Source organism: Labrenzia sp. C1B70 (assembly GCF_000475395.1).
Lineage (GTDB): Bacteria > Pseudomonadota > Alphaproteobacteria > Rhizobiales > Stappiaceae > Roseibium > Roseibium algicola.
Window position 1 is genome coordinate 119,501 of sequence record NZ_AXCE01000062.1, and the last position, 25,803, is coordinate 145,303.

Consider the following 25,803-nt stretch of genomic DNA (forward strand, 5'->3'; position numbering starts at 1 on the left):
GCTACTGGCGGTTCAGGATTTTCCGAACCTGTCCGGCGGTTTCGTCGACATTGCTGCCCGCGTCGATTTCCACCCAGTTCATCTGGCCGAGGTCGTAGCCAAGCTGGGTATCGACAACGTCAGCGTTTGCGTCCGAGGCATCGTCCCCGCGCGCGGAGACCCGGGCTTTCAGGATGTTTGCCGGCGCAGTCAGCCAGAGGCCGCAGAAACCGCATTCAACATTGTTGGCGATGGCCTCGATACGGTCCCGTTCGCTCTCGGCGGCAAAAACCGCATCGAAGATTGCGGAGTGACCCGCTGCGAGGACGGTCTGAATGGTGTCGTCCAGCGCGTGGTAGACCTTCTGGGAGGCCTCCAGCGTATAGGCTTCCGCCGGCGCCTTTTCCGTTTCTTCAATGCCCAGAAGGCGCTTTCGCATCACGTCCGTGCGCAGCACGCGCGCGCCGGGTGCCCGGCCGATGCCGGGCGCAATTTCGTAGGCAAGCGTGGTCTTGCCGGTGCCGGAAAGGCCGCCGATGGCAACCAGTTGTGGGCGTGAGGGATCCAGAAAGTCCACTGCGTGGCGGAAATAGGCCTGGGCCTGGTCGCGCTCACGTTGTTTCTGGTTCGGGTCCGATTGGTTGAGAGCGGAGCTGGCCGCGATCTTGGAGCGGATCGCCGCGCGCATCATCAGGTAGAAGGGCAGGGCTGCCAGGCCCTCCGAATGCGTGTCCAGACGGCTCTTGTCCATGTAGCGGTTGAACACCCGGTTGGCCGCACGCTGTTGACCCCGGTCCCACAGGTCCATCAGCAGGAAGGCGAGATCGTAAAGAACGTCGCCGGTAGCAATCGCATCTGAAAATTCAACCGCATCGAACAGGACCGGGGTGTCATCAACCATGACGATGTTGCGAAGGTGGGCGTCGCCGTGGCAACGACGGACAAGGCCCTGTTCGCCCCGGCGCAGGATCAGCTCGTGCAGAGAAGACAAGACAGTGCGGGAAGTCTCGGTCAGATGCCGGACCGCCTCGGCTTCGAACAGATCGGGGTGCTCGCGAAAGGCGGCGTCGTTCTGCTCCACATAGCTTGCAAGCTCCGCGTAGAAGCCATTGCCCTGCCGTAGTGGCGCGACGTCATGAGCAGTCACCATCATGTCCGCCAGCCTGTCCGTCAGAGTGTCCGGAAGAGGGCTGGTTCCAGCGACGGAGTCCAGTTCGTGCTGTCGCTCGAACCGGTTCATTTCAACTGCCCATTCGACGGGCTCTCCAGTGCCGCCAAGATCCAGCGTGCCATCTGCCTCCCGCGTCACAGGCAAGGCCTGCCGGTAGATCTGAGGTGCGTTCGGCTGGTTGTAGGTTATTTCCGCCTTGCAGGCTTCTTCCCGCAAGGGCAACGTCGAATAGTCGAGAAAGGGAAACTTGACCGACCGTTTGACCTTGTAGGCCTTGCTGCCCACCAGAAAGACGATATTGGCATGGGTGTCGATCCGCTTCACCTCGGGCCGCGCCGGATCGTCGGACGGAAGGCTGCCGAGGAACTCGAGCGCCTGGTTCTGGGTTTCGGCCTGATCCATCTTCCGTCCCTTTTGCTGACACGTGGCAATACATGCCTCACATGCAAACGACCCGGTTTGATCCTTCTCAATGTGAGGTGCCCCGGATGTGGCACAAATAAACCGGATTGTCAGTAAAGGAGGGCCCCATGAGCGACTATCCGACTTTGAAGAAGATCAGGTTGAACCTGGCCAGAACCAAGGATTTCCCGCAAGGTTCGGCGAACCACGGTTATGAATTCACCGCTCCGCTAGACGAAACCGGCCATATCGACGCCGGTCTTTGGAAGAAGCAGCGCGACCATTGCCGTGTGCGGCGATTCTGGGGCGCCGAGGAAGAGGAAGTCGGCCACCTCATCCACCGTCCGGGTGGCTCCTGGGCTTTCCATTACGATATCGACGGCGAGGACGACGACGAGGCGGGCTACCGTTTCGGCGCTCATGCCTTCAACCCGGGTGAATACGTCTCCATCAAGGACGAGGATGGCGAGATGCACACCTTCCAGGTGGTGACGGTTCAGTCGATCTGAGATCAGCTTCCCATAACAAGACATAACAACGAATGGGGGCAGGGGTGCCGGGAAACCGGTGCCCCTTTTTGTTTGCAGCGCCAATGCTTACCGGCAAGGCCTACCATGACATGAGGCCCATCCTTCGAGACAGCGCTTCGCGCTTCCCCAGGATGAGGACTGTGTGTGGCACAATCAGGCGGCCTTACAACACATTCAACCTCATCCTGAGGAGCGCGTTTGTGCGCGTCTCGAAGGACGGGCTGCAAGTCCGTTGTCGGAGATATATTATTCTAAATCGGAATGACCCCATTTCCAATTAATCTGATTTTCGCCTCTAACAGGCGGGATTTTCATACGCTATAGAATGAACAGATCATCTTTCTCGTAAGGACCCGGAACATGGACCAGAAGACCGGCGGTGAATTGTTGGTGGAGGCGCTGGAGCGTCACGGGGCAGAGCGCGTGTTCTGTGTGCCCGGCGAAAGTTACCTTGCCGTGCTTGATGCGCTTTACGATGCGTCGATCCCGGTCACGGTCTGCCGCCAGGAAGGTGGGGCTGCAATGATGGCCGATGCCTGGGGCAAGCTCACCGGCAAGCCGGGCATCTGCATGGTGACCCGTGGTCCCGGGGCTACCAACGCTTCTGCCGGCGTCCACGTGGCGGCGCAGGATTCCACGCCGATGATCCTGTTCATCGGACAGATCGAGCGCGGCATGCGCGAGCGTGAAGCCTTTCAGGAAATCGACTACCGCCAGATGTTCGGTGGCATCGCCAAATGGGTCGCGGAGATCGATCACGCGGATCGCGTACCGGAGTTCATTTCGCGCGCCTACCATGTCGCCACGGCCGGCCGTCCTGGACCGGTGGTTCTGGCGCTTCCGGAAGACATGCTGGTCGAAAAGGCGGATGCCCCGCAGCCGCCTGCGTGGACCCAGGTCGAAACGCATCCGGGCCTCACCCAGATGGCGGACCTGCAGAAGCGCCTTTGGGCGGCCGAGCGGCCGATCGCCATTCTGGGCGGCAGCCGCTGGTCGGAAGAGGCCGTCGCCGGCTTTACCCGCTTTGCCGAACGTTTCGACCTGCCGGTTGCCTGCTCGTTCCGCCGCCAGATGCTGTTCGACAACCTGCATCCGAACTATGCCGGCGATGTCGGTATCGGCATCAATCCGAAGCTGCTGGCACGGGTCAAGTCCTCCGACCTGATCCTGCTTGTCGGTGGCCGCTTGTCGGAAATGCCGAGCCAGTCCTATTCGCTGCTCGACATTCCCTCTCCCACACAGCAACTGGTGCATGTCCATCCGGATGCCGAGGAACTTGGCCGGGTCTACCGGCCGACGCAGGCAATTCATGCCAGCCCGACTGCCTTCTGCAAGGCGGCCGAAGGCCTCCAGCCGCCGTCCGAACTGAAGGGCGCAGGCGAAGCGGCCAAGGCCCATCAGGATTATCTGGACTGGTCCGGTGCCCGGCCACAGGTACCCGGCAACCTCCAGATGGCCGGCGTCATGGAATGGCTGGAAGCCAACCTGCCGGAAGATGCGGTCTGCACCAATGGGGCCGGCAACTACGCCACCTGGCTGCACCGCTTCCACCGGTTCCGTCGCTACGCCACCCAGGCAGCGCCGACGAGCGGTTCCATGGGATATGGCCTGCCGGCAGCCGTTTCCGCCAAGCTTGCCTTTCCGGAGCGCGAAGTCGTCTGTTTTGCAGGCGATGGCTGCCTGCAGATGACCATGCAGGAGTTTGGCACCGCCTGTCAGGACGGCGCCAACATCATCGTGCTTGTGATCGACAACGGCATGTACGGCACCATCCGCATGCATCAGGAACGCACCTATCCCGGCCGCCCGTCAGCAACCAAGCTGGTCAATCCGGATTTCGCAGCGCTTGCCCGCAGCTATGGTGCCTTCGGTGAGACGGTCGAGACGACAGACGCTTTCGGTCCTGCATACGAACGTGCCCGTGCCGCCGGCACACCCGCAATCCTGCATCTGAAGCTGGACCCGGAAGCCATCACCCCGGCCGCCAGCCTCAGCCAGATCCGCGCGGCGGCGCAGGGAAAGTAACAGCTCAGCCTTGAACGAAAAAAGCACGCCCGTTACCCGGGCGTGCTTTTTCATTTATAGGGGCTTTCGATGCCTACCTCAGCACCTGCGGCAGCCACAGGGTGATGATCGGAAAACAGACCAGCAGGATTACGCGCAGGATCTCTGCACAGAAGAACGGCGCAACGCCCTTGAAGGTCTCGATCATCGGCGTTTCCCGGTCGAGCGAGGAGATGACGAAGACATTCATGCCGACCGGTGGCGTGATCAGGCCGAGTTCGACCACGATCAGGGCGAGTACGCCGAACCAGATCTTCAGGTCCTCCGTGCTCATGCCGAAGCCTGCCCCTTCCGCTCCCTGGTAGATGCCACCGTTGATCTCGACCAGAACCGGCCAGAAGAACGGGATCACCAGCAGGATCATCGACAGGCTGTCCATCAGGCAGCCGAGCAGGATGAGCGCGATCAGCAGCAGGATCAGAACCGTCATCGGTTCGAGCCCGGAATTGGCGATCCAGGAAGCGGTTTCCTGAGGCAGGCCAACGCGGGACATGAAGATCTTGAGGAGTTCCGCCCCAAGGATGATGAGATAGATCATGCCTGAAGTGGACGCGGTTTCCTTGAGTGCCTGAATGAAGTCGTGGCCGGACAGCTTGCGCTGCAACAGCCCGAACAGCAGGACCAGAAAAACGCCGACGGCAGCTGCCGGTGTCGGGTTGAAGAACCCGAAGTAGATGCCGCCGATGACCAGCCCGAAGATGATCAGCACCGGGATCATGCCGGCAGTCGCCTCCAGGAATTCCTTGCGGTCGGCAACACCTCCCTTGGGCCCGGCTTCCGGCTTGATGGTGACATAGAGGGCGATGGTCAGAAGGAAGAGAACCACTGCCAGCAGGCCTGGCAGGAACGCCGCCATGAACATGGTGACGATGTTTGCTTCCACGATGATGGCATAGATGATCAGGACGACCGAGGGCGGGATCAGGATGCCGAGCACGCCGCCCGCGGCGAGCGTTCCCGTCGCCAGCGCACCGGAATAATTGTAGCGCTTGAGTTCCGGCAGGGCGACCTTGCCCATGGTGGAGGCGGTTGCAAGCGACGAGCCGCAGACCGCACCGAACCCGGCGCAGCCGGCGATGGCCGCCATGGCCGTGCCGCCGCGCAGCCAGCCGAGCCAGGCATTCGCCCCCCGGAACAAAGCCTGGCTCAGGCCGGTCTTCGAGGCGATCGCCCCCATCAGGACGAACATCGGCACGACGGAAAGGTCGTAGATGGAGAACTGGCCGTAGGCGAGGGTCTTCAACTGGCTGAGGACGAGGGCGGGGCCGTTCAGCATCATGGTGCCGACACCGCCGACAAGGATCATCGCATAGGCAATGGGCATGCGGATCGCGATCAGGGCGATCAGCACCACGAGAGCGCCAAGCCCGAGGACAAGTGCGTCCGTCATTCTAGTGGTGTCCTCTCGACAGCGCGGTCATGTCCTGCAGCAGCGTGACCAGCGCGGCCAGTGCCAGCAGCGCAAGCGATATCAGGATCGGCACGAAGGCCATCCAGTGCGGGATCTGCAGGATGGTGGTTGTGTAGTCGTAGTCCTTCTGGTCCAGCATGCCGTAATACATGCGCCAGATCAGCAGCAGCGCGAACACAAGGGCAACCAATGACCCGAGCAGGGTGAAGAAGGCAATCACCCGTCTGGACGCGCCGGCGGTGAAGATGTCTGCCGAGACGTTTGCACCGACAAGCTGGCAATAGGGCAGGAACGCGAAGACCGCGATGGCCACGCCCATTTCGGTCAGCTCGAAATCGCCCGGAAAAGGTGTGCCGAAAACCGAGCCGATGATCGACAGCATGTTGACAGCGACGACCAGTAACAGCACGCCGCCGCCAAGGAGGGCCCAGAGCGTTATCAGGCGGCTGGCAGCCCCGGTGAACCCGGAGCTGCTGGCTTTGAGAGTGTTCGACATCAGTTGGCCGAGTGGCTGGCCACCGCTGCGCGGGCCTTTTCAACCAGCGCGGCACCGTCGATACCCTTTGCGGAGACTTCCTCGACCCAGCGGTCGGCAACGGGGGCCAGCGCCTGACGGAAAGCTTCGGTCTCTTCCTCGGTCAAGGTGATGTGCGTGTTGCCCGCCTTGGTGGCCAGACCGATCCCGAAATCATCCGATGCAGCCCAGATTTCGCCAACCTTCACGATCCACTCGGGACCGGAAGCATCACGAAAGGCCTTCTGAATGTCTTCCGGCAGACCATTCCAGCGTTCCTGGTTCATGGAAACCTGGAAGGTGGTGGTGCCGAAACGCTCCTTGTCGACGCCTTCGATCTGGTATTCGGTCTGCTCCTGGATCTTCAGCGGCGGAATGATTTCCCACGGAATGAACGCGCCGTCGATAACACCCTTCTGCAGCGCAGGCGGCAGTTCCGGAACCGGCATGGCGACCGGCGAAGCGCCGAGCGCCTCGATCACCCAGGCACCTGTTCGGGTCGGGATGCGGATCTTCTTGCCGGCGAGGTCTGCCGGGGAGTGAACTTCCGTGTCGCGCATGTGAATGGCCTGGCCGGCGTGCACATGCAGGAACATTACTTCAACGCCCTTGTACTCGTCCTTCAGGTCCGTTTCGTACAGATCCATCAGCGCCTGGTTTGTGGCCGCCGGATCGTTGGTGTGAATGCCCGGAAGTTCGAACACCTCGGTGCGCGGGAAGAGGCCAGGCGTATAGCCGTTCACGGTCCAGACCAGATCGACCACGCCGTCACGCACCTGGTTGATCAGTTCGGGCGGACGGCCGCCAAGCGTCATGGCCGGATAGATTTCGATATGGACCTTGCCACCGGAATTTTCTTCCACCTGCTTGGCCCACGGCACCAGCATCTGCGTGTGCGCAGGGGCTTTCTCGCCCAGGAAGTGGTGCAGCTTGAATTCGTAATCGGCCGCGGCTGCGGACGATGCGCCGGCGGCGATCATGGCAGCGGCCAGAAACGCGTTCTTGAGAATGCTCATGTTGTCTCCTCCCATCGGAAGCTCTTGTCGACTCCCGGTCTGTAACTTGCTGGCCAACCTTCAATGTGTGCGATCGTGGAACGCCCTTCAACGAAGTCGGAAGACCTTTCGGGCGCACCTCTTGCAGATTTGCAGCCAGCAGGGAACGTAGCTCCGCGATCATCTTCACTAATTAATTTGGTAATGTAAAATGAGATAATAGCCATTATACTTTCCAATTTTGGAAAGAAAATTCCTTGTTCCCATTGCCGTTTTTTATCGTCTAGGGTGCGCGTCAAAGCAGATGCGAAGGCGGCGGTTCGCGGAGGGGCTCCTCTCCCGCAAGAGCCTGAATTGCCTCGCAATTTCTGCATTCTGCATCCAAAAGCAACATGGGAGGACGGCATGGCCGACAGGATGGACAGCACCACGATTACCGCGGGTGGAGCGGTGTTCGGCAAGTTGAAGGCGCTCGGTGTCGACTATGTCTTCGCAAATTCCGGCACAGATTTTCCACCGATCATCGAGGGACTGATCGAGGCAACGCAGAACGGGCTCGACCTTCCGGTGCCGATCACGGTGCCGCACGAACATGTTGCCGTCGGTATGGCGCACGGCTTTTACCAGATCTCCGGCAGGATCCAGTCCGTCATGCTGCACACCAACGTGGGGCTCTCCAACGGCATTACCGGCGCCATCAACGCCTGGTGCGATCAGGTCCCCGTGCTGATGATGTCCGGTCGCACGCCGGTGATGGAAGCCGGCCGCTTTGGCGCGCGCACGGTGCCGATCGGCTGGGGACAGGAAATGTTCGACCAGACCGCGCTGATCCGCGAAGTCACCAAATGGGACTACGAGTTGCGTTTTCCCGAGCAGATCGCGGATCTCTTCGACCGGGGCTGGGCGATTGCCAATTCCACGCCCAAGGGCCCCGTCTATCTCAGCCTGCCGCGTGAAGTTCTGTGCGAGCAAACTCCGCCGGACGGCCTTGATACCCCGTCGAAACAGGCCCCGGTCATCGCAGCGCCGGATCCCTCGTCCCTGAAACGGGCAGCAGACCTGCTGGCGCAGGCCAAAAGCCCGCTGATCATCAGCCAGCGAGGAGCCGGATCGGAAGAGGCCTTTGCGGCCCTCGGACGGTTTCTGACGGACTGGGCCCTGCCGCTGTCGCATTATTGGGCAAACCAGCTTTCCGTGCCCCTGTCGCATCCGATGCAGGTCGGTGCGTCGCCGGAAGCCCTGCTTGCCGAGGCGGACGTGGTGCTGGTGATGAACTCTCTGGCACCCTGGTGGCCGGACAAGGTCGCCCTTCGCGATGATGTCACCGTAATCCAGCTCGGGCCGGATCCCCTGTTCACCCGCACGCCTATCCGCAACTTCCAGGCGGATGTGACCCTGGCAGGAGAAACCGCGCAAACGCTGCTGGCGCTGATTGCCGAAATGCAGAGCCGTCCGCGTGACGAAGCCGTTTTGACCGCCCGCAGACATCGTATTGCCGAACTGTCGTCCGCCAATCGTGCGGAGGTTGTCGCCCGGGCCAAGCGCGGCAATGCCGGCCCGATGAGCAAGGACTGGGTCAGTCTTTGCCTTGGCCGCGCCATCAAAGGGCGGAAGGCCACCATCTTCCACGAGCTTGGTTGTCCGCTCGAGCCGCTCGACCTGGAGCAGCCGAACAGCTACTTCCAGGAACCGCATTCCGGGGGGCTTGGATGGGGTCTCGCGGCGGCGCTAGGCGCACAGCTTGCCGACCGCGACCGGCTGGTCTTCGCAACCATCGGCGACGGCAGCTACATGTTCGCCAACCCGACGGCCTGCCACATGGTTGCCGAGGCGCATGAGTTGCCGGTGATCACGCTTGTGCTGAACAACGAGGAGTGGGGCGCGGTGCGTCACTCGGTGGTGGGCACTTACAAGGATGGTCTTGCCAGCAAGGCCAACGATGTGCCGCTGACGTCCCTTCGGCCAAGCCCGGATTTCACCAGAACCGCGGAAGCCAGCCGCGCCTACACCGAAACGGTGACGGAAGGCGACGCGCTGCCGGCAGCGCTGGAACGTGCCATCAAGGTGGCGACGGAGGAAAAGCGGCAAGTTCTGCTCAACATCGCCATCGCGCGGGCTTGAAGCGCGGGTTCAATTGATCGGAAGAATAAGAAAATCAAGGGACGATTATCTTGTTTTTCCGAAAGGAGCTCTTCGGACATGCCCCGTGGTACGGCCTCGAAAGGCAGGTCATAGTTCCCGGTAACTGGTTTTGTTGAAGAAGAAGGTTGGCCGTGTCCCAGTCCATGCCCCCAAGATCCTATTACGCGCCGACCGGCGGTCATCCCGGTCAGGAAACACTCCTGACAGACCGGGCTGTCTTTACCGATGCCTATGCGGTCATCCCGAAAGGCACCATGCGTGACATCGTCACCAGCTATCTGCCGTTCTGGGACAAGACCCGCCTGTGGGTGCTGTCGCGCCCATTGTCAGGTTTTGCCGAAACCTTCTCGCAATACATCGTTGAAGTGTCGCCGGGTGGCGGCTCTGACCGGCCGGAGACAGACCCTTCCGCCGAAGGCGTGCTGTTCGTTGTCGAAGGTGAGGCTGTTCTGACAGCCGACGGACAGCGATACGACCTGAGGCCCGGAAGCTACGCCTTCCTGCCGCCGCAAACCGACTGGAGCCTGAAGAACACAGGCAGTGAACCGGTGCGGTTCCACTGGGTCCGCAAGGCGTTCGAGCCTGTTGAGGGCCTGGAGCGACCGACACTTTTCGTCACCCACGAAAACGACATCGAACCGCGGGCAATGCCCGGCACGGACGGCAAATGGGCGACGACACGCTTCGTCGATCCGGAAGACGTGCGCCACGACATGCATGTCAACATCGTCACCTTCCAGCCGGGTGCCGTCATCCCGTTTGCGGAAACCCATGTGATGGAGCACGGGCTTTATGTCCTGGAAGGCAAGGCGGTCTATCGCCTCAACCAGGACTGGGTCGAGGTGGAAGCCGGCGACTACATGTGGCTACGCGCCTTCTGCCCGCAGGCCTGCTATGCCGGTGGCCCGGGCCCGTTCCGCTACCTCCTCTACAAGGATGTCAACCGCCACATGAAGCTGCAGGCGGCAGGCCGTTTCGAGGCCGGTGCCCGGCAGAGCTTCCGCAGCGCCGCGGAGTAAAGAGAAAAGCCCCTTCCTCCTTGCACCCTCATCCTTCGAGACGGACCTGACGGTCCTCCTCAGGATGAGGGAGAGGGTGGGATTGGCCGCTTCAGGGTGTGGGTGTAACGAACTCCTCTGGATCGGGTCGGGAGTGAAGCAAGCGCCCTCATCCCACGGTCTTCGTTTGCGGCGGAGCGATTTCGCCGCCGAGGGCGGCGGTCAATGCAGCGGCCGCCGCCTTCACCGCTTCTGCGAAGGGCGCGATCCTGTCCGGGCTGACCCGGCTGGTCGGGCCCGAGACGGACAGACCGGCGACAGCTTCGCCATGGTGATTGAACACGGGTGCCGCGATGCAGCGCATTCCGAGGTTCTTTTCTTCCCCGTCGATCGAGAACCCGCGTGCACGGATCGCTTCCAGGTCCGCGGCCAGCAGGCCCGCGTCACACAATGTGTGCTCGGTGAAGCGTTCCCGGTCGGTCTGCTTCAGGATACGCTTGCATTGATCCTCGTCCATGAAAGCCAGAAGCGCCTTGCCGATGCCGGAGGCATGCAGCGGTGACAAGGTGCCGGGCGGGAAAAAGGCGCGAATGCTTTCGTGGGTTTCGACCTGGCTGACAAACAGCACCTGGTCCGCCTGTGCCACACCAAGATTGGCCGTTTCCCCTGTCTGCTCCATCAGGGAGCGCAGGACAGGACGCGCCCGTTCCACCAGACTGGTACGCCTTAAAAATCGTGCGCCGATGATGAAGGCGCCCGGACCAATGTGCCAGAGCTGCTGCGCCTGGTCGAATTCCACCAGGCCACGTGTCTCCAGCGTGAACAGGATGCGATAGAGCGTTGCCGTGGATTCTCCAAGCTGATCCGACAGGGCTGAAAGAGAGACGCCGGACTGGGTGCTCAGATGCTCGAACACCGCCATCGCCCGGTCGAGCGACTTGATGGTGTTCTGTTCGGTCTTGTCGTCCCAGGCACGTGGTCGCCCACGGGCGCGTCTGGTGGCGGAACTATCGGATTTGAGATCTGTCATCAGCTCATTTTCTCGGAATTTGAAAAATCAATTCACCATATGAAAAATATAACACACTGACAAGATTGGCAATTTCTACAAAATCTATTTTTGAAAAAATATTTTAAAAAAATTGCGGAGCTCCGCCCCTGCACGGTACCGTTTCTCAAAATTCATAAGAGGAAACGGCCATGAGCTTCCAAAATCCTGTTTTCATTCCCGGCCCCACCAACATGCCGGAAGCGCTCCGCAGAGCGTGCGACATGCCGACCCTGGACCATCGCTCGCCGCTGTTCGGACAGATCCTGCAGCCCGCGCTTGCAGGCGTCAAAAAGGTGCTGAAGACGGAAACCGCCGAGGTGTTCCTGTTTCCGTCGACCGGAACCGGCGGTTGGGAAACCGCGATCACCAACTGCTTGAGCCCCGGCGACAAGATCCTGGCTGCCCGCAACGGCATGTTCAGCCATCGCTGGATCGACATGTGCCAGCGCCACGGCCTGAAGGTTGAGGTTGTCGAGGCAGCCTGGGGCACCGGGCTGCCGGCAGACCGCTATGAGGAAATACTCGCCGCGGACACAAACCACGTGATCAAGGCGGTGCTGGCAACCCACAACGAAACCGCGACCGGCGTCAAATCCGACATTGCCGCGGTACGCCGCGCGCTGAATGCCGCGAAGCACCCGGCGCTGCTCTTTGTCGATGGCGTCAGCTCGATTGCCTCGATGGATTTCCGCATGGACGAATGGGGTGTCGATGCCGCGGTCACGGGCTCCCAGAAAGGCTTCATGTTGCCACCGGGGCTTGCCATCATCGCCCTGTCGCCAAAGGCACAGGCTGCCGTTGAAAGCGCCCGGTTGCCGCGTACCTTCTTCGATGTTCGCGACATGATGAAAGCCTACGCCAACAACGCCTATCCCTATACACCGGCCGTCGGCCTGATGAACGGGTTGAAGCAGAGCTGCGACATGCTGCTGGCAGAGGGCCTCGACAATGTCTTTGCCCGGCACCACCGCATTGCAGAAGGTGTGCGCGCCGCGGTCCGGGCCTGGGGCCTGGAGCTTTGCGCGCAGACACTGGACGTCTATTCGGATTCGGTCAGCGCGATCCGTACTCCTGAAGGTTTCAACGCCACCGGCATCGTTACCCACGCCGCGGCGAAATACGGCGTCGCCTTCGGTGTCGGCCTCGGAGAGGTCGCAGGCAAGGTGTTCCGTATCGGCCATCTGGGCAGCCTGACCGACGTCATGATGCTGTCGGGGCTGGCGACTGCCGAAATGGTCATGGCCGATCTCGGCCTCGACATCAAACTGGGCTCCGGTGTTGCGGCCGCCCAGGAAGTCTATCGCAGTGACAGCGCCATTGCCTCGAAGGAAGCCGCATGAAAACCGACGCCCTGACCCAGTACATCCCGACTCTCGAGGACATGCTCGTCGCGCATGAGCGCATCAAGCCGCATATCCACCGGACGCCGGTTCTGACCTCCTCGTTCCTGAACGAGCTGACCGGTGCGGAACTGTTCTTCAAATGCGAGAACTTCCAGAAGGCAGGTGCCTTCAAGGTGCGCGGTGCATCCAACGCCGTCTTCGGTCTGGACGAGGAAACCGCCAAGGCCGGTGTGGCGACCCATTCCTCCGGCAACCACGCGCTCAGCCTGTCCTATGCGGCGGGCCGGCGGTGCATTCCGTGCCACGTGGTCATGCCGAGAACGGCGCCACAGGCCAAGAAGGATGCCGTTCGTGGGTACGGCGGCATCATCACCGAGTGTGAACCGTCCACCTCCAGCCGCGAAGCGGTCTTTGCCGAGGTCGAGGCCCGGACCGGAGCGGAATTCGTTCATCCCTACAATGACCCGCGTGTCATCGCCGGTCAGGGCACCTGTTCCAAGGAATTGATGGAGCAGACAGATGGTCTTAATGCGGTTGTCGCACCGATCGGCGGTGGCGGCATGGTCTCAGGCACCTGCCTGACCCTGTCGAACCTGGCGCCCGAAGTGAAGATCTTTGCTGCCGAACCGGAGCAGGCGGATGATGCTGCCCGCAGTTTCAGGGCGGGTCACATCATTGCCGACGACGCACCGGAAACTGTTGCCGACGGGCTGAAGGTGCCGCTCAAGGAACTGACCTGGCACTTCGTCTCGAACCACGTCACCGACATCCTGACCGCGTCGGAACAGGAAATCGTCGACGCCATGCGCCTGATCTGGGCGCGGATGAAGATCGTCATGGAACCGTCTTCCGCCGTGCCGCTGGCAACGATCCTGAAGAACAGGGACGTCTTTGCCGGCAAACGCGTCGGCATCATCATCACCGGCGGCAATGTCGATCTCGGTAAATTACCCTGGAGCATCCTGCGTTCCGAGGACCGCAGCTAAGATGCTCCATCGCTCTAAAAACGATCAACTTTTCAGCTTTCGGATGAATTCCGAAAGCTGGTTGATCTGGAATGCCTGAGCCATTTGGAGAAGAAAAATGAACGCACAAACCGGATTTGAAAAGCTCGAAGTAGGCTTCGACATTCCCGCCCTTCCGGGCATGGACGAGGCCGATATCCAGACGCCTTGCCTGGTGCTCGATCTCGATGCACTGGAGCGCAACATCAGGAAGATGGGCGACTACGCCAAGGCCCACGGCATGCGTCACCGGGTGCATGGCAAGATGCACAAGTCGGTCGATGTCGCAAAGCTGCAGGAACGGCTCGGCGGTGCTGTCGGGGTCTGCTGCCAGAAGGTTTCGGAAGCCGAGGTCTTTGCCCGTGGCGGTATCAAGGACATCCTGGTGTCGAACCAGGTTCGCGACAAGGCCAAGATCGATCGTCTGGCCCGGCTGCCCAAATTTGGCTGCCGCACCATCGTCTGTGTCGATGATCTTGCCAATGTTGCCGATCTGTCTGAATCCGCTGCCAAGCACGGCACCACGCTGGAAGTGTTCATCGAGATCGATTGCGGTGCCGGTCGTTGTGGCGTTACCACGAGCGAGGCGGTTGTCGAAATCGCCAAGGCAGTGGACGCGGCAAGGAACCTGAAGTTCAGCGGCATCCAGGCCTACCAGGGAGCCATGCAGCACATCGACAGCTATGAAGCCCGCAAGGACAAGCTCGACATTGCCATTGCCATGGTCAAGGACGCCGTCGAGGCGTTGAAGAAGGTAGGCCTGGAGCCGGAACTCGTTTCAGGTGGCGGCACGGGCTCCTACTATTTTGAATCCAATTCGGGCGTCTACAACGAGCTGCAATGCGGTTCCTATGCCTTCATGGATGCAGACTACGGCCGCATTCTCGATAAGGACGGCAAGCGCATCGACCAGGGGGAATGGGAAAACGCCTTCTTCATCCTGACCCAGGTGATGAGCCACGCGAAAGCCGACAAGGCGATCTGTGATGCGGGCCTCAAGGCCCAGTCCGTCGACAGCGGCCTGCCGTTCATCTACGGCCGTAACGATGTCGAATATATCAAGTGCTCGGACGAGCACGGGGTCATTGCCGACCCGAAGGGTGTTCTGCAGGTGGGCGAGAAGCTGAAGCTGGTGCCCGGCCACTGCGACCCGACCGCCAACGTCCACGACTGGTATGTCGGCGTGCGGGGCGGCAAGGTCGAGACGGTCTGGCCGGTCTCGGCCCGCGGCAAGGCCTATTGAGGACCACGAGCTCCCAACTGTTCGTCATTGCCGGGCTCGTCCCGGCAATCCATGCCGTGACCTTTCCACACATCGAAGCTTTTCGAACGGATGGGGAGCGGCATGGATGCCATGGTCAAGCCATGGCATGACGACGGTGGGGTTTGCCACGTCAACAACCACCATCCCCCTCATCCTGAGGAAGACCATAGGTCTGTCTCGAAGGATGGGCCAAACACTCCGAGTGAGCCACCCATCCTTCGAGATGGTGCGTTGCGGCTCCTCAGGATGAGGTCGGGGGGAAGACGATGTTTTGCTGGAGACACACATGATCATCGTTCCTGAAAAGGAAATCGCTGGCCTGATCGGCCGCCAGGAATCCTTTGACGCTGTCGAAAGCGTCTTTGCCGCCATGGCGGGCGGGGCGGCCTATAATTTTCCGGTTATTCGCGAGGCAATCGGTCATGCCGATGCGCTATACGGGTTCAAGTCGGGCTTTGACCGGTCCTCGCTCGCGCTCGGCCTGAAATCCGGCGGATACTGGCCGGGCAACATGGCAAAGGGCCTGACCAACCACCAGTCGACCGTGTTTCTGTTCGATGCCGATACCGGCAAGGCGAAGGCCGTCGTCGGCGGCAACCTGCTGACCGCCCTCAGAACAGCGGCAGCTTCTGCGGTTTCCATCAAGCATCTGGCACGCAAGGACGCGAAGGTGCTTGGCATGATCGGAGCCGGCCACCAGTCCGCATTCCAGATGCGGGCCGCCGCCGAACAGCGCGATTTCGAGAAGGTCCTCGGCTGGAACCTTCATCCGGAGATGCTGGTGCGTCTGGAGGAAACGGCGAACGAACTCGGTCTGCCCTACGAATCTGTCGATCTGGCCAGGCTGGGTGCGGAAGCCGACGTGATCATCTCGATCACTTCCAGCTTCGATCCGATCCTGATGGAAGAGCATGTTTCGCCGGGCACGCATATCGCGTGCATGGGCACCGATACCAAGGGCAAACAGGAAGTAGATGTTGCGCTTGTTGCCAAGGCAAAGCTCTTCACGGATGAAGTCGCTCAGTCAGCGACGATCGGTGAATGCCAGCATGCAGTGGCCAGCGGAATTGTCTCTGAGGACAATATAATTGAGATCGGCGCCGTCATTAATGGTAATCATCCGGGCAGGACCTCGCAGAGCGATATTACGCTTTTCGACGGGACCGGCGTCGGCCTTCAGGACCTTGCCGTGGCATCCGCCGCGGTCGATCTGGCAATCCAGAAGGGCGTCGCGATCGAAGTGGATTTCTAGACGGACCGTGGAAAATGCGGATTGTGATCAACGGGTTCGGCCGGATCGGCCGGACCCTCTTGCGTCAAGTGCTGAAGCTTCCGGAAACGGAACGCATCGAGGTGGTGCGGATCAACGATATCGCACCGCTGGAGACCTGTGCCTATCTCTTCAAGTATGACAGCGTCTTCGGCCCGTGGCCGGGCGAAGTAACAGCGGGCGAAGGCACCTTGACGGTAGACGGACGCGAGATCGTCTTCTCCGCCGAACCCGATTTGTCTCTCCTTGATCTTTCCCAGGTGGATGTGGTGCTGGAATGCACCGGCAAGGCTGACACGCGCGAGATCGCGGAACGTGGCCTGAAAGCCGGCGCAACCAACGTGTTGATTTCAGGCCCCTCCCAGGCCGCCGACATCACCCTGGTGCTTGGTGCCAACGAAGACCAGCTCGGCGACCACCGCATCGTCTCCAACGGTTCCTGCACCACCAATGCCCTCGCTCCGCTGCTACGCGGTCTTGATGATGCTATCGGCATCAAGAGCGGGCACATGACCACCATCCACTGCTACACCGGTAGTCAGCCGATGGTGGACGCCCCGAGGGGGCCGCTTGAGCGCAGTCGTGCCGGCGGCGTCTCCATGGTGCCCACAACCACCAGCGCCACCAAGCTTGTCGGCAAGGTTCTGCCGCAGCTTGAGGGCAAAATCAGCGGCGCTGCGGTCCGGGTGCCAGCGATCAGCGTTTCCGCGGTCGACCTGACCGTGACGCTCGCGCAGCCCGTGAAGGCCCCCTTCAACACCAGGCTGCTCGAGGTCTTTTCCGGCAATCCGGTAATCGGCTTCGTGCAGGACCATGTGGTGTCCACGGACATGCGTGCGCGGCCTGAATCCCTGGTCATCCATCTGCCTGAAACGCTAGAGGCCAATGACTACCAGGTGCGCATCTTCGGCTGGTACGACAACGAATGGGGCTTTTCCGCCCGCATGATCGACATGGCACGGCTGATGGCACGGCTGATGGCGGGGCGGTAGGGACACAATTTCTCCTCCCCCGTCATTCCAGACAAGTGCAGCTTGGCTGCACGCAGATCCGGAACCCAGCGCATCAGTGTGAGCGAAGCGAACACCTCTCAAAAATAGAGACGCGTTTTCAGCGCGAAATATGCATAGAGTCCGGATCTGCGTCCGGCTGCGTCTCCCTTGTCCGGAATGACGGAAGGGGAAATTTCCAACTGCTGAAACGCCTGAAATTCTTCCCTGCAGACCCCCTCCATCGTCATCCCGGCCAAACGAAGTGCGAGCCGGGATCGGGGCCCCACAGGACCGGGGTCTTTTACGTTGCATATCGACAAACCCGGGATCTCCGCTGCGCTGCGTCCGGGATGACGTGCAAGAAGTCATAAAAAAGGGCCGCTCACGCGGCCCTTTCTCATACAGGTATGGCTTGTCCTTACGCGGTTTCTTCCTTCGGCAGGGAGCCGCGTCCGTGGCCCGAGAGACCGCCGGAGACCTCTTCGGTGGATTCGTCGGAGAGTTCTTCCGGCAGCACCAGGTTGAGGACGATGGCGATCAGGGCTGCCGGCAGCAGGCCGCTGGTCAGAAGGATACGTGCGGTGTCCGGCATGTGCTGCAGGGCGCCCGGTTCCAGCTGCAGGCCGAGACCGATGGAGAGCGAAATGGCGAAGATCACCATGTTGCGCCGGTTCCAGTTCACATCCGACAGCATCGAGATACCGGCGGCTACAACCATGCCGAACATCACGATGACACCCCCGCCGAGAACCTCGATCGGAACGGTGCGGATGACCGCGCCAACCTTCGGGATCAGGCCGCAGACGATCAGGAAGATCGCGCCGATGGTCACCACATGGCGGCTCATGACGCCGGTCATGGCGATGAGGCCGACGTTCTGGCTGAAAGAGGTGTTCGGGAAACCGCCGAAGAAACCGGCGACAGCCGTGCCGAGACCGTCGGCAAAGGTCGCACCGGCGATTTCCTTGTCGGTCGCTTCCCGGCCGGCGCCGCCCTTGGTGATGCCGGATACATCGCCCACGGTTTCCACCGCGGAAACGAAGGCCATCAGGCAGAAGCCGAGCACGGCCGCGAACGAGAATTCGAAGCCGTATTTGAACGGCTGCGGCAGGGCAAAGACAGCCGCACGGTCCCAGGACGTGGAGACGGCTTCAAAGGTCAGCATGCCGGTGGCAAGGGCGAAGATGTAACCGGCGATCAGACCGAGCAGAACCGCAGAGACCGACATCATGCCCCTGCCGAAGAACTTCAGCCCGAGTGTCACCACGATCACCACAAGAGCGGCCGCCCAGTTGAGCAGTGAGCCGTATTCCGGCGTGCCGATGGCGGGGACACCGCCGGCGGCATACTGGATGCCCACCTGAACCAGCGCGAGACCGATCATCGTCACCACAAGTCCTGTCACCAGGGGAGGCAGGGCGAAGCGGATCTTGCCGATGACGAGGCCAAGGCACGCATGGAAGAAACCGCCGATGATCACGCCCCCGAACAGAGCCGCGAGACCGTCGACCCCCTTGCCGGCAACAAGCGGGATCATGATCGGCAGGAAGGCAAAGGATGTGCCTTGAACGATCGGCAATGCCGCACCGACCGGGCCGAGGGTGATCGTCTGCAACAGGGTCGCGACCCCGGCAAAGACCATCGACATCTGGATGAGATAAAGCAGTTCCGGAAAGTCGGGAGAATTGGACCCGAAGCCGAACCCGGCTGCACCGGCCACGATGATGGCAGGTGTGACGTTGGAGACGAACATGGCCAGGACATGCTGGATGCCGAGCGGGATCGCCTTGTAAAGCGGTGGCGTGTAATTGGGATCCCGGAGCTGCTCCGGAGATCCGATCGATGAATTAGACATTTCTGCTCCTCTGAAGGTCGTGTGAACGTCTCCGCCTCGTTGAGCGGGCAGGGATCGTTCTGAAAGGGAGGCTTATTCCTTGTTGTCGGCCTCCACTGTCCAAGGGTCGGGAAACCAGTGTTCCTCCAGGTTGGTTCCTTCCCCGATGCGGTCCACGACCGCGTAGCGGCCCGCTTGCCAGAGCGGGGCCAAAACACCGTGCCAGGTGCCGCGATACAGGTTGATCGCCTGTCCGGGCTGGCTGATGAATGCCTTCAGGTTGACCGGCTGGCCATTCTCGTCGTCAGCGACGACAACCAGCATCGGCACACCGTCCAGCGGTATGAAGGCCTGACTGCCTTCCGGGTGTCGCTCGACCATGTCGACGACATAGGGAAACGACCGGGCCTTGGCATCGAACAGGCTGATGCCTGCCCGGCCTTCGCCGAAGTCGAGCTTCGCCCGGTCATGATGACGGCCGCACATGCCCTGATTTATGATTTTGTCGGGTGCGCCCGCCACCTCGAGAACATCGCCATAGGGGGCGAAGGCCTCTGCGGTCAGGATCGATGGGGCAATGAGACGGCTCACGGCAGCAGGTCCTTGAGCCGGAACTGGGCAATCCGTTCCACCTGGCGACAGGCTTCCTTGAATTCGGTCGCCCGGTCGTTGTCGATCCGGCGCTGGAAGGCAGCCATGATCGAGGCCTTGTCATGATCGCGCACTGCGATAATGAACGGGAAGCCGTGTTTTTCGACGTAGGTATTGTTCAGCCGGGTAAAGGTCTCGCGTTCCTCATCGGTCAGCATGTCGAGACCGGCGCTGGCCTGCTCGTTGGTGCTTTCCGCCGTCAGGCGGCCTGCCTGTGCCAGCTTTCCGGCCAGATCCGGGTGGGCAGTCAGAACGCCGAGGCGCTCTTCCTCGCTTGCGGAGCGGAACATGCGGCACAGCGCGTTGTGAACACCGGCGGCACAGTCATGAGCCGGGCCGAGTTCCAGCTCGAAGGCACGTTCGGCGATCCAGGGGGAGTGCTCGAAGATGCCGCCGAAGGTTTTGACGAACTCGGCTTTTTCCATGCGGCTGGGGCGAAGACCCTTCTGCGGCGGATGTGTCTTGGCCCAATGGTCCGCGATCTCGATGCGGCGCGGACACCAGACGCCTTCATGAGCCTGGATATGATCGATGAACTTCTTCAGCGCCATGATCTTGCCCGGACGGCCGACGAGGCGGCAATGCAGGCCGATGGACATCATCTTCGGCGTGTCCGTCGTGCCTTCTTCATAGAGCATGTCGAAGGCGTTCTTCAGATAGAGGAAGAAATCCTCTCCATCCGTCCATCCCGGTGCCGTCGCGAAGCGCATGTCGTTGGCTTCCAGCGTATAGGGAATGATCAGCTGATCACGGCCATCGGAATCCAGCCAATAGGGCAGATCATCATCATAGGTGTCTGAAATATAGGCAAAACCGCCCTCCTCGGCGACGAGGCGAACGGTGTTTTCCGAGCAACGGCCCGTGTACCAGCCGAGCGGGCGACTGCCGACCACTTCCGTGTGCAGGCGGATCGCCTCGGCAATGGCCGCACGTTCCTCTGCTTCGGGCATATCCTTGTGTTCGACCCACTTCAGGCCATGGCTGGCGATTTCCCAACCGGCGTCCTTCATGGCCTGCACCTGTTCCGGGCTGCGGGCCAAAGCGGAAGCGACACCATAGATGGTCAGCGGAATATCAGCCCGCGTGAACAGCCGGTGCAGGCGCCAGAAACCGGCGCGGGCGCCGTATTCATAGATGGATTCCATGTTCCAGTGGCGTTTGCCCTGCCACTGGGCCGCACCCGGAATATCGGACAGGAACGCCTCGGACGCCGCATCGCCATGCAGCACGCAATTCTCGCCGCCTTCCTCGTAATTCAACACGAACTGGACAGCGACCCTGGCCCCGCCTGGCCACTTTGGATCCGGCGGGTTCTGACCATAGCCACGCATGTTCCGGGAATAGCGATTCAAGACGGACCTCCTCGTGATACCAACGTGTTTTGAACCAAGCAAAGACTATGCCTCATTCAAGGGCTGGCATGTTGTCTTCTTATAAAACAGAATAATGGACATGACTTTCTCGTCTTTTTAGAAAGTGCTTCCTGTGAACCACGGGTGCCCTTCGATTGAGGCCCACAGCATCATGCGCGCAAACTGACATTTGGAGGAGGCCAAGATGGCCGGTTACCTGACGACTCACGTGCTCGACACCGCCCAGGGTTGCCCTGGAAAAGGCATCAAGATCGATCTTTATGCAATTGATGGTGACAACAGGACCTACGTCCGTAGCCTGGAAACCAACGACGACGGCCGCACTGACAGCCCGATACTGCCGAAAGACGAATTCAAGACCGGAACCTACGAGCTGGTGTTCCATGTCGGTGCCTATTTCGACGCCGCAGGAATCGCTTTGCCGGCCCCGAAGTTTCTCGACACGGTGCCGCTGCGGTTCGGCATGTCGGAAGAAGCCCACTACCACGTGCCGCTTCTGGTCTCGCCGTTCAGCTATTCGACCTATCGGGGCAGCTGAAGCAGACTACCGGTGAGAATACAACGCGTGAACCACCGCGAACTTTTCAAAAAAGCGATAAACTACTCCTGCCTGCTCAAACCATTGGCCTTGCGGATCATTTCGACCACTTCTCCAATCCGCTCCCGAAGATCTAAAATGTCCAGCTTTGCAGGACTTTTACATATCTCATTTGCAGCGCCGACCTTATCGGCATCTTTAAAGATGATATGCCTTCCGGTATCCGTTGGATCATTTCTAGCGAAGTAAAATGCGTGATCAAAACGCCCGGTTTCTCCTGCAATTTTATAAATTTTTGGATGTATCTTCCTAAGGGCATCTTGCAAAATTTTACCATCGACGTAATTTTCAACCTCACGGCCTGCAGTTACCCAGCAAATGCTTTGCCCTTCATTCATTTCGTCAGATAATCTTTGAGCGTGAGGCTTTAATGCATCACCATCTTGTTCGCGGTCGCTATCAATTAAAATTGCCATATTTCGGTTTAGATCGCGAATATTGATAAACTCAGAGATTGCTGCATCCGAAGCAGTCAAGTGCCTAATCAATGCACCGCCATAAAACATCACAGTATAGTGAACTCCCTCTATCAAATTGGCGTCGTATTCATGCACCCAATGATTGAGATATATTCTATCCGACGGCCCTTCCACCCAAATAACAGCATTCGATTGGAGAATATCTGAAGCTCTATAACCTAATTCATCCAAAATTATCCTTTGCTCATCTTTTGTTATCGCTTCTTTTATGTGAGTTTGAGAACCATCGTTAATTACGTGGAAAACTGACGACCCCGGCGTGTCAATAAACGCTGAAGAATGAGTCGCGATAAAATACTGATTGTTTGTTTTTTCCATCAAATAATGGACTAGTTTTTTCTGCAATAGCGGATGTAAGTGTATCTCCGGCTCCTCTATACACAATATTTTCTCCTCATATATTGTACAAAAAGCCGCGATTAGCACTACTTCATGAACACCAGTGCCGAGTGAAGATAAAGGAAGAACTTTGCCGTCCAGATGAACAAGTAGATGCTCCCTTTCACTAGGAATTTCTAATTGAGCATCTGGCTTGCCAGTTATTTCTTGTACGAAGGTGTTAATTCTTTTAAATTTTTCCCGATCTACTTGCTTGTCAAAGGAGGGGTTTTGAAGTGTTGCCAGATGGTCGATCAACCCTTTGCCGCTGAGATCATTAAAGCTTTCGCCCCTTTCTCCAAGTTGCCTTTTCGCTGGAATCATTAGTACTCGAGGTATCGTATGTCTGGAAAGATCTGCTATCTTTTGGACAGTTCTCGGTATCCAGTGCTCCTTCAATTGCCCCCCAGAACCATCCGATAGAACGTTCCAAATTTTTTGCCAGCCACCAACTAAACCCGCCAAACGATCAACATCAAATTTCGGAAATATTTCTAACTTATTTTCTGCATTGGCCCCAAGTGTCCAGATCAACTCTTTATGAGTTAATTCGTCAATTAAAGTTTTTATATCTTTTTCGATCTCACTGTATTGAATGCTTCTAACGTTAGGTATTTTAAGTTCGACTATTTCCATGCATTTTTTAAAAATGATTTCTTTTTCTGTACCAATAAAAACCTGAGTGTTGCCAGCTTTCAATCCAAGATGACGATCTGTCGGCAAAATATTCAGCTTTCCGCTCTGCAGATACTCAGGATATATATTGCAAATCAAGTTCAATACTATGGATTTTCCGGCGTTATTAGGACCGATAAAAAAATTCATTTTTGTAAAAGGCGATATTAATTGTTCTTTCTCACCGATTCCTCTGTAAAAACGAGCGCCTATCCCTGAAATATACTTAGACATGTTCGCAAATGGCCCTTCTTTGATATTCCGTCTGCATTAAGTATCGCAGTAAAATCGGTGCCTATATTTAATCTAGGTGTTAAAAAATACATATACTATATGTGGTGCGCATCGCGTTTCTCTCCCGCATCTTTCTTCATAATAATCTCCCGATGCGGATAGGGGATGCCGACATTGTTTTCCTTGAACGTATCCCAAAGCGCCAGCAGCACCTTGCCGCGGACGTTGGTGAGGCCCTGTTGCGGATCGCGGATCCAGAAACGCAGGACGAAGTCGAGCGAACTGTCGCCGAAGCCCGTAAGCCAGCAGACCGGACGGCGGGAGCCTTCCACTCGGCCGACCGTCATCGCCGCTTCGATGGCAAGCTTCGAAACTTCATGCGGGTCGGCGTCGTAGGAGACGCCGAAATTGACGTCAAGGCGGACAAGTTCGTCGCTGAAGGACCAGTTGATCACACGGTGGGTGATGAAGTCCTCGTTCGGGATCAGATATTCGCGTCCGTCCCGCGTTACCACGGAAACGAAGCGGGCGCGCAACTCGCGGATCCAGCCGAACGTGCCCTCCAGCGAGATGGTGTCGCCGGGTTTGATCGACTTGTCGAGCAGGATGATGATGCCGGAAATGAAGTTGGAAATGACCTTCTGCAGGCCGAACCCGAGACCGAGGCCGACCGCCCCGGTAAAGACGGTGAAGGCGGAGAGATCGATACCAACCGAGGAAAGCGCAATCGTTCCGGCCACCAGGATCAGCCCGAACTTGGCGACCTTGCCGATCAACACGCGGATCGACGGGGTCAGCTCATCCGACTTTTGTACCTGCTCATCGAAATAGCGCCCGAGGACCACCGCGACCCAGACGGTTGCAAACAGCAAGAGAACCGCCTTCAGGATCAGCAGCAAGGACAACCGCATCTCGCCGAGTGGCAATGCCAGACTGTCGAGGAAGGTGCCGGCCTCGTCGTCAAAGCCCAGAATGACCAGCGCAACATAGATCCAGGCGAGCCAGCTGAGCGTTCTTGCCACCAGCCGGTTGCGGATAACCCTCGACAGAACCGAGACAAACAGCCAGGCGAGCGACAGCGACAGGGCGATCGCGATGAAATGGCTCCGGCTCGGCCAGGTGACGCTGCGCATCACCGCAAGCGCAATGAACAGGAACAGGCTGAAGAAGATCCACTCGATCCGCCGGAGCAGGGCCACCACCACACGAAGCAGGCCCGGATGGCCCCTGATTTCACGTGCACGGGCTTCAAGCCTCGGCTCGACGCGAAGGCTCAGCAGCTTGGCCAGGCCGAACAGAACTACGATGATGGCGAGCTGATAGGCAAACCAGGGCGCAGTCAGATAGCTGAGAGCCAGCGTGGCCCAGGATTGAAGTTCGGCAACGAAACTTTCGAGGTTCATCAAACCACCCGTCCGTCTGTTTCCCGTCGAAGCATCAACAGCTTAACAGCATTCCTGGCCCGTGGCCAAGGCGGCAGCAAAACGCGTGCTTCTTCGAGAAGGATACGGCGCGGCCGCGTAGGTGGTTCACACAGGCGGCTTTAGCTGGCGCTGTCGATCTCCAGCTCAGCGCGGAAACGGGACACCCAGTCGGCATTGGTGGCATCTGCCAGTTTGGCAACGCCGGGCACGACACCCCCCGCTGCTGACACTTCCAGGCCGAGTCGTTGAAGAACCAGTCTCAGCGTGGCCTGCGGATCTGCCGAAAGCGCGTCATAGGTAATCCGAAGTGGGGAAATACCCTGGATTTCGAACCAGGCTTGCCAGTCGCGGTCAAACCGGGTGAAGCGATCGTGACAGGCGCGGATTTCAGCGGCGTCATATTGCAATTCGCGCGGTTCCGACAATCGCTCGAGCTCGGTGCCGTCCGGAGCCCTGTGCCAGAGGCCGGATTGCTCGGCGCGAACGAAGGAAACCGCCTGGTCGACCTTGTCAGCACGGGTCAGGTGAATGAACAGCGTCTTGCCGAAGGCTGCTTCAAGACGCGTTAGATCGCTTTCATGAACTGGTTGCAGGATGGCAAGTTGTTTCATGAAAAAATCGAAGCTGTGCCGCTGCAGCCGCAGACCAAAAAGACCTTTGCCCCGCGTGCCCTTTTCGATAGCTGCCGCAAAGATACGGCGCAGCGTTGCCTGCTCGTTTTCCCCCGGCACAACATCGACATTCAGGTCTTCAAGCCAATCCTCTTGGGACGGCTCGTGAAAATAGGAGCCCGGGTGCCCGGAAACACCCGTCGCCGCCAGAAGCTTGCAGAGCAGCGTGCTGCCGCTACGGGGGGAGGTGCACAGGATGTAGGACGAGTAGCCGATCATGGGGTGTTCATTTCAAGGATCGGTGACAGGTGCAAGACAGCTGAAGCAAAGCGAGGGGATTGCACCGGACACAGGCTTGAATTTGCGACGGATTTTGATCAAGGGGTGTCCGGCAGGCAACACTCTGTCCGTGAATT

21 protein-coding genes are annotated in these 25,803 nt (G+C 59.2%); 10 read left to right on the plus strand and 11 right to left on the minus strand.

What is annotated here, in order from left to right:
* Position 1: 1 nt before the first annotated feature.
* Positions 2–1,552, minus strand: a complete 1,551-nt coding sequence (locus Q666_RS61485) for a bifunctional aminoglycoside phosphotransferase/ATP-binding protein (protein WP_023002158.1) — start codon at positions 1,550–1,552, stop codon at positions 2–4.
* A gap of 128 nt (positions 1,553–1,680) precedes the next feature.
* On the opposite strand from Q666_RS61485, the gene Q666_RS61490 reads away from it, so the two are divergent.
* Complete coding sequence (locus Q666_RS61490; protein ID WP_023002157.1) at positions 1,681–2,061, plus strand: hypothetical protein; 381 nt, start codon at positions 1,681–1,683, stop codon at positions 2,059–2,061.
* A gap of 381 nt (positions 2,062–2,442) precedes the next feature.
* A complete protein-coding gene (locus Q666_RS61500) occupies positions 2,443–4,107 on the plus strand; it encodes a thiamine pyrophosphate-binding protein (RefSeq protein WP_023002156.1) in 1,665 nt (554 codons plus the stop codon).
* A 73-nt stretch (positions 4,108–4,180) separates the two neighbouring features.
* Here Q666_RS61500 and Q666_RS61505 read toward each other — a convergent pair whose 3' ends face one another.
* The 3 genes from Q666_RS61505 to Q666_RS61515 are packed head-to-tail and all read right to left on the minus strand — an operon-like array spanning position 4,181 to position 7,087.
* A complete protein-coding gene (locus Q666_RS61505; RefSeq protein WP_023002155.1) occupies positions 4,181–5,536 on the minus strand; it encodes a TRAP transporter large permease subunit in 1,356 nt (451 codons plus the stop codon).
* Between the two features lies 1 nt (position 5,537).
* Positions 5,538–6,053 (minus strand): TRAP transporter small permease subunit, encoded by a 516-nt coding sequence (locus Q666_RS61510; protein WP_023002154.1) that lies wholly within the window; start codon positions 6,051–6,053, stop codon positions 5,538–5,540.
* The gene (locus tag Q666_RS61515) at positions 6,053–7,087 is read right to left on the minus strand and encodes a TRAP transporter substrate-binding protein (protein ID WP_031269788.1); all 1,035 of its coding nucleotides are present in this window, start codon (positions 7,085–7,087) and stop codon (positions 6,053–6,055) included. Before Q666_RS61515 ends, Q666_RS61510 begins: the two co-directional genes overlap by 1 nt.
* Before the next feature lie 384 nt (positions 7,088–7,471).
* Between Q666_RS61515 and Q666_RS61520 the strand changes: the two genes are divergently transcribed.
* Positions 7,472–9,187: a thiamine pyrophosphate-requiring protein gene (locus Q666_RS61520; protein WP_023014626.1), complete on the plus strand. Its 1,716-nt coding sequence runs from the start codon at positions 7,472–7,474 to the stop codon at positions 9,185–9,187.
* A 164-nt stretch (positions 9,188–9,351) separates the two neighbouring features.
* Positions 9,352–10,227, plus strand: coding sequence for a bifunctional allantoicase/(S)-ureidoglycine aminohydrolase (locus tag Q666_RS61525; protein ID WP_023002151.1), 876 nt, complete (start codon positions 9,352–9,354; stop codon positions 10,225–10,227).
* A gap of 148 nt (positions 10,228–10,375) precedes the next feature.
* Here the strand turns inward: Q666_RS61525 and bhcR are convergent, their stop codons facing one another.
* Positions 10,376–11,236 carry an HTH-type transcriptional regulator BhcR gene (gene bhcR / locus Q666_RS61530; RefSeq protein WP_023002150.1) on the minus strand — a complete coding sequence of 287 codons (861 nt, stop codon included), beginning with the start codon at positions 11,234–11,236 and terminating at the stop codon, positions 10,376–10,378.
* Positions 11,237–11,406: 170 nt separating this feature from the next.
* On the opposite strand from bhcR, the gene bhcA reads away from it, so the two are divergent.
* The 5 genes from bhcA to Q666_RS61555 all read left to right on the plus strand — a co-directional run bounded on the left by bhcA (position 11,407) and on the right by Q666_RS61555 (position 17,130).
* Positions 11,407–12,597: an L-aspartate--glyoxylate aminotransferase BhcA gene (gene bhcA / locus Q666_RS61535; RefSeq protein WP_023002149.1), complete on the plus strand. Its 1,191-nt coding sequence runs from the start codon at positions 11,407–11,409 to the stop codon at positions 12,595–12,597.
* A complete protein-coding gene (gene bhcB, locus Q666_RS61540; RefSeq protein WP_023002148.1) occupies positions 12,594–13,586 on the plus strand; it encodes a beta-hydroxyaspartate dehydratase BhcB in 993 nt (330 codons plus the stop codon). The genes bhcA and bhcB overlap by 4 nt, the downstream gene beginning before the upstream one ends.
* Positions 13,587–13,683: 97 nt before the next feature.
* The gene (bhcC, locus tag Q666_RS61545; protein ID WP_023002147.1) at positions 13,684–14,847 is read left to right on the plus strand and encodes a 3-hydroxy-D-aspartate aldolase BhcC; all 1,164 of its coding nucleotides are present in this window, start codon (positions 13,684–13,686) and stop codon (positions 14,845–14,847) included.
* Positions 14,848–15,154: 307 nt separating this feature from the next.
* Entirely contained in the window at positions 15,155–16,120 is a 966-nt protein-coding gene (gene bhcD / locus Q666_RS61550; protein WP_023002146.1) for an iminosuccinate reductase BhcD, read from the plus strand.
* A 14-nt stretch (positions 16,121–16,134) separates the two neighbouring features.
* Positions 16,135–17,130: a glyceraldehyde 3-phosphate dehydrogenase NAD-binding domain-containing protein gene (locus Q666_RS61555; RefSeq protein ID WP_023002145.1), complete on the plus strand. Its 996-nt coding sequence runs from the start codon at positions 16,135–16,137 to the stop codon at positions 17,128–17,130.
* A gap of 418 nt (positions 17,131–17,548) precedes the next feature.
* On the opposite strand, the gene Q666_RS61560 is transcribed toward Q666_RS61555, so the two are convergent.
* From Q666_RS61560 to puuE, 3 genes are all read right to left on the minus strand, one after another.
* Positions 17,549–18,985: a nucleobase:cation symporter-2 family protein gene (locus tag Q666_RS61560; protein ID WP_023002143.1), complete on the minus strand. Its 1,437-nt coding sequence runs from the start codon at positions 18,983–18,985 to the stop codon at positions 17,549–17,551.
* A 72-nt stretch (positions 18,986–19,057) separates the two neighbouring features.
* A complete protein-coding gene (locus Q666_RS61565; RefSeq protein WP_023002142.1) occupies positions 19,058–19,555 on the minus strand; it encodes an ureidoglycolate lyase in 498 nt (165 codons plus the stop codon).
* Complete coding sequence (gene puuE / locus Q666_RS61570) at positions 19,552–20,946, minus strand: allantoinase PuuE (protein ID WP_023002141.1); 1,395 nt, start codon at positions 20,944–20,946, stop codon at positions 19,552–19,554. Before puuE ends, Q666_RS61565 begins: the two co-directional genes overlap by 4 nt.
* Positions 20,947–21,172: 226 nt before the next feature.
* Between puuE and uraH the strand changes: the two genes are divergently transcribed.
* The gene (uraH, locus tag Q666_RS61575) at positions 21,173–21,526 is read left to right on the plus strand and encodes a hydroxyisourate hydrolase (RefSeq protein ID WP_023002140.1); all 354 of its coding nucleotides are present in this window, start codon (positions 21,173–21,175) and stop codon (positions 21,524–21,526) included.
* Positions 21,527–21,588: 62 nt separating this feature from the next.
* Here uraH and Q666_RS61580 read toward each other — a convergent pair whose 3' ends face one another.
* The 3 genes from Q666_RS61580 to Q666_RS61590 form a co-directional block, all read right to left on the minus strand.
* Complete coding sequence (locus tag Q666_RS61580; RefSeq protein ID WP_023002139.1) at positions 21,589–23,352, minus strand: AAA family ATPase; 1,764 nt, start codon at positions 23,350–23,352, stop codon at positions 21,589–21,591.
* Between the two features lie 95 nt (positions 23,353–23,447).
* Complete coding sequence (locus tag Q666_RS61585) at positions 23,448–24,755, minus strand: mechanosensitive ion channel domain-containing protein (RefSeq protein WP_023002138.1); 1,308 nt, start codon at positions 24,753–24,755, stop codon at positions 23,448–23,450.
* Between the two features lie 140 nt (positions 24,756–24,895).
* Entirely contained in the window at positions 24,896–25,666 is a 771-nt protein-coding gene (locus tag Q666_RS61590) for a Stf0 family sulfotransferase (protein WP_023002137.1), read from the minus strand.
* Positions 25,667–25,803 lie beyond the last annotated feature (137 nt).

Coding starts and splice junctions, on each gene's coding strand:
- puuE (WP_023002141.1), bottom strand. CDS start 20,946: ATGCGTGGCTATGGTCAGAACCCGCCGGATCCAAAGTGGCCAGGCGGG.
- Q666_RS61525 (WP_023002151.1), top strand. CDS start 9,352: ATGCCCCCAAGATCCTATTACGCGCCGACCGGCGGTCATCCCGGTCAG.
- bhcB (WP_023002148.1), top strand. CDS start 12,594: ATGAAAACCGACGCCCTGACCCAGTACATCCCGACTCTCGAGGACATG.
- uraH (WP_023002140.1), top strand. CDS start 21,173: ATGGCCGGTTACCTGACGACTCACGTGCTCGACACCGCCCAGGGTTGC.
- Q666_RS61585 (WP_023002138.1), bottom strand. CDS start 24,755: ATGAACCTCGAAAGTTTCGTTGCCGAACTTCAATCCTGGGCCACGCTG.
- Q666_RS61505 (WP_023002155.1), bottom strand. CDS start 5,536: ATGACGGACGCACTTGTCCTCGGGCTTGGCGCTCTCGTGGTGCTGATC.
- Q666_RS61500 (WP_023002156.1), top strand. CDS start 2,443: ATGGACCAGAAGACCGGCGGTGAATTGTTGGTGGAGGCGCTGGAGCGT.
- Q666_RS61490 (WP_023002157.1), top strand. CDS start 1,681: ATGAGCGACTATCCGACTTTGAAGAAGATCAGGTTGAACCTGGCCAGA.
- Q666_RS61580 (WP_023002139.1), bottom strand. CDS start 23,352: ATGTCTAAGTATATTTCAGGGATAGGCGCTCGTTTTTACAGAGGAATC.
- Q666_RS61520 (WP_023014626.1), top strand. CDS start 7,472: ATGGCCGACAGGATGGACAGCACCACGATTACCGCGGGTGGAGCGGTG.
- Q666_RS61515 (WP_031269788.1), bottom strand. CDS start 7,087: ATGAGCATTCTCAAGAACGCGTTTCTGGCCGCTGCCATGATCGCCGCC.
- Q666_RS61510 (WP_023002154.1), bottom strand. CDS start 6,053: ATGTCGAACACTCTCAAAGCCAGCAGCTCCGGGTTCACCGGGGCTGCC.
- Q666_RS61560 (WP_023002143.1), bottom strand. CDS start 18,985: ATGTCTAATTCATCGATCGGATCTCCGGAGCAGCTCCGGGATCCCAAT.
- Q666_RS61485 (WP_023002158.1), bottom strand. CDS start 1,552: ATGGATCAGGCCGAAACCCAGAACCAGGCGCTCGAGTTCCTCGGCAGC.
- Q666_RS61555 (WP_023002145.1), top strand. CDS start 16,135: ATGCGGATTGTGATCAACGGGTTCGGCCGGATCGGCCGGACCCTCTTG.
- bhcA (WP_023002149.1), top strand. CDS start 11,407: ATGAGCTTCCAAAATCCTGTTTTCATTCCCGGCCCCACCAACATGCCG.
- bhcR (WP_023002150.1), bottom strand. CDS start 11,236: ATGACAGATCTCAAATCCGATAGTTCCGCCACCAGACGCGCCCGTGGG.
- bhcD (WP_023002146.1), top strand. CDS start 15,155: ATGATCATCGTTCCTGAAAAGGAAATCGCTGGCCTGATCGGCCGCCAG.
- bhcC (WP_023002147.1), top strand. CDS start 13,684: ATGAACGCACAAACCGGATTTGAAAAGCTCGAAGTAGGCTTCGACATT.
- Q666_RS61590 (WP_023002137.1), bottom strand. CDS start 25,666: ATGATCGGCTACTCGTCCTACATCCTGTGCACCTCCCCCCGTAGCGGC.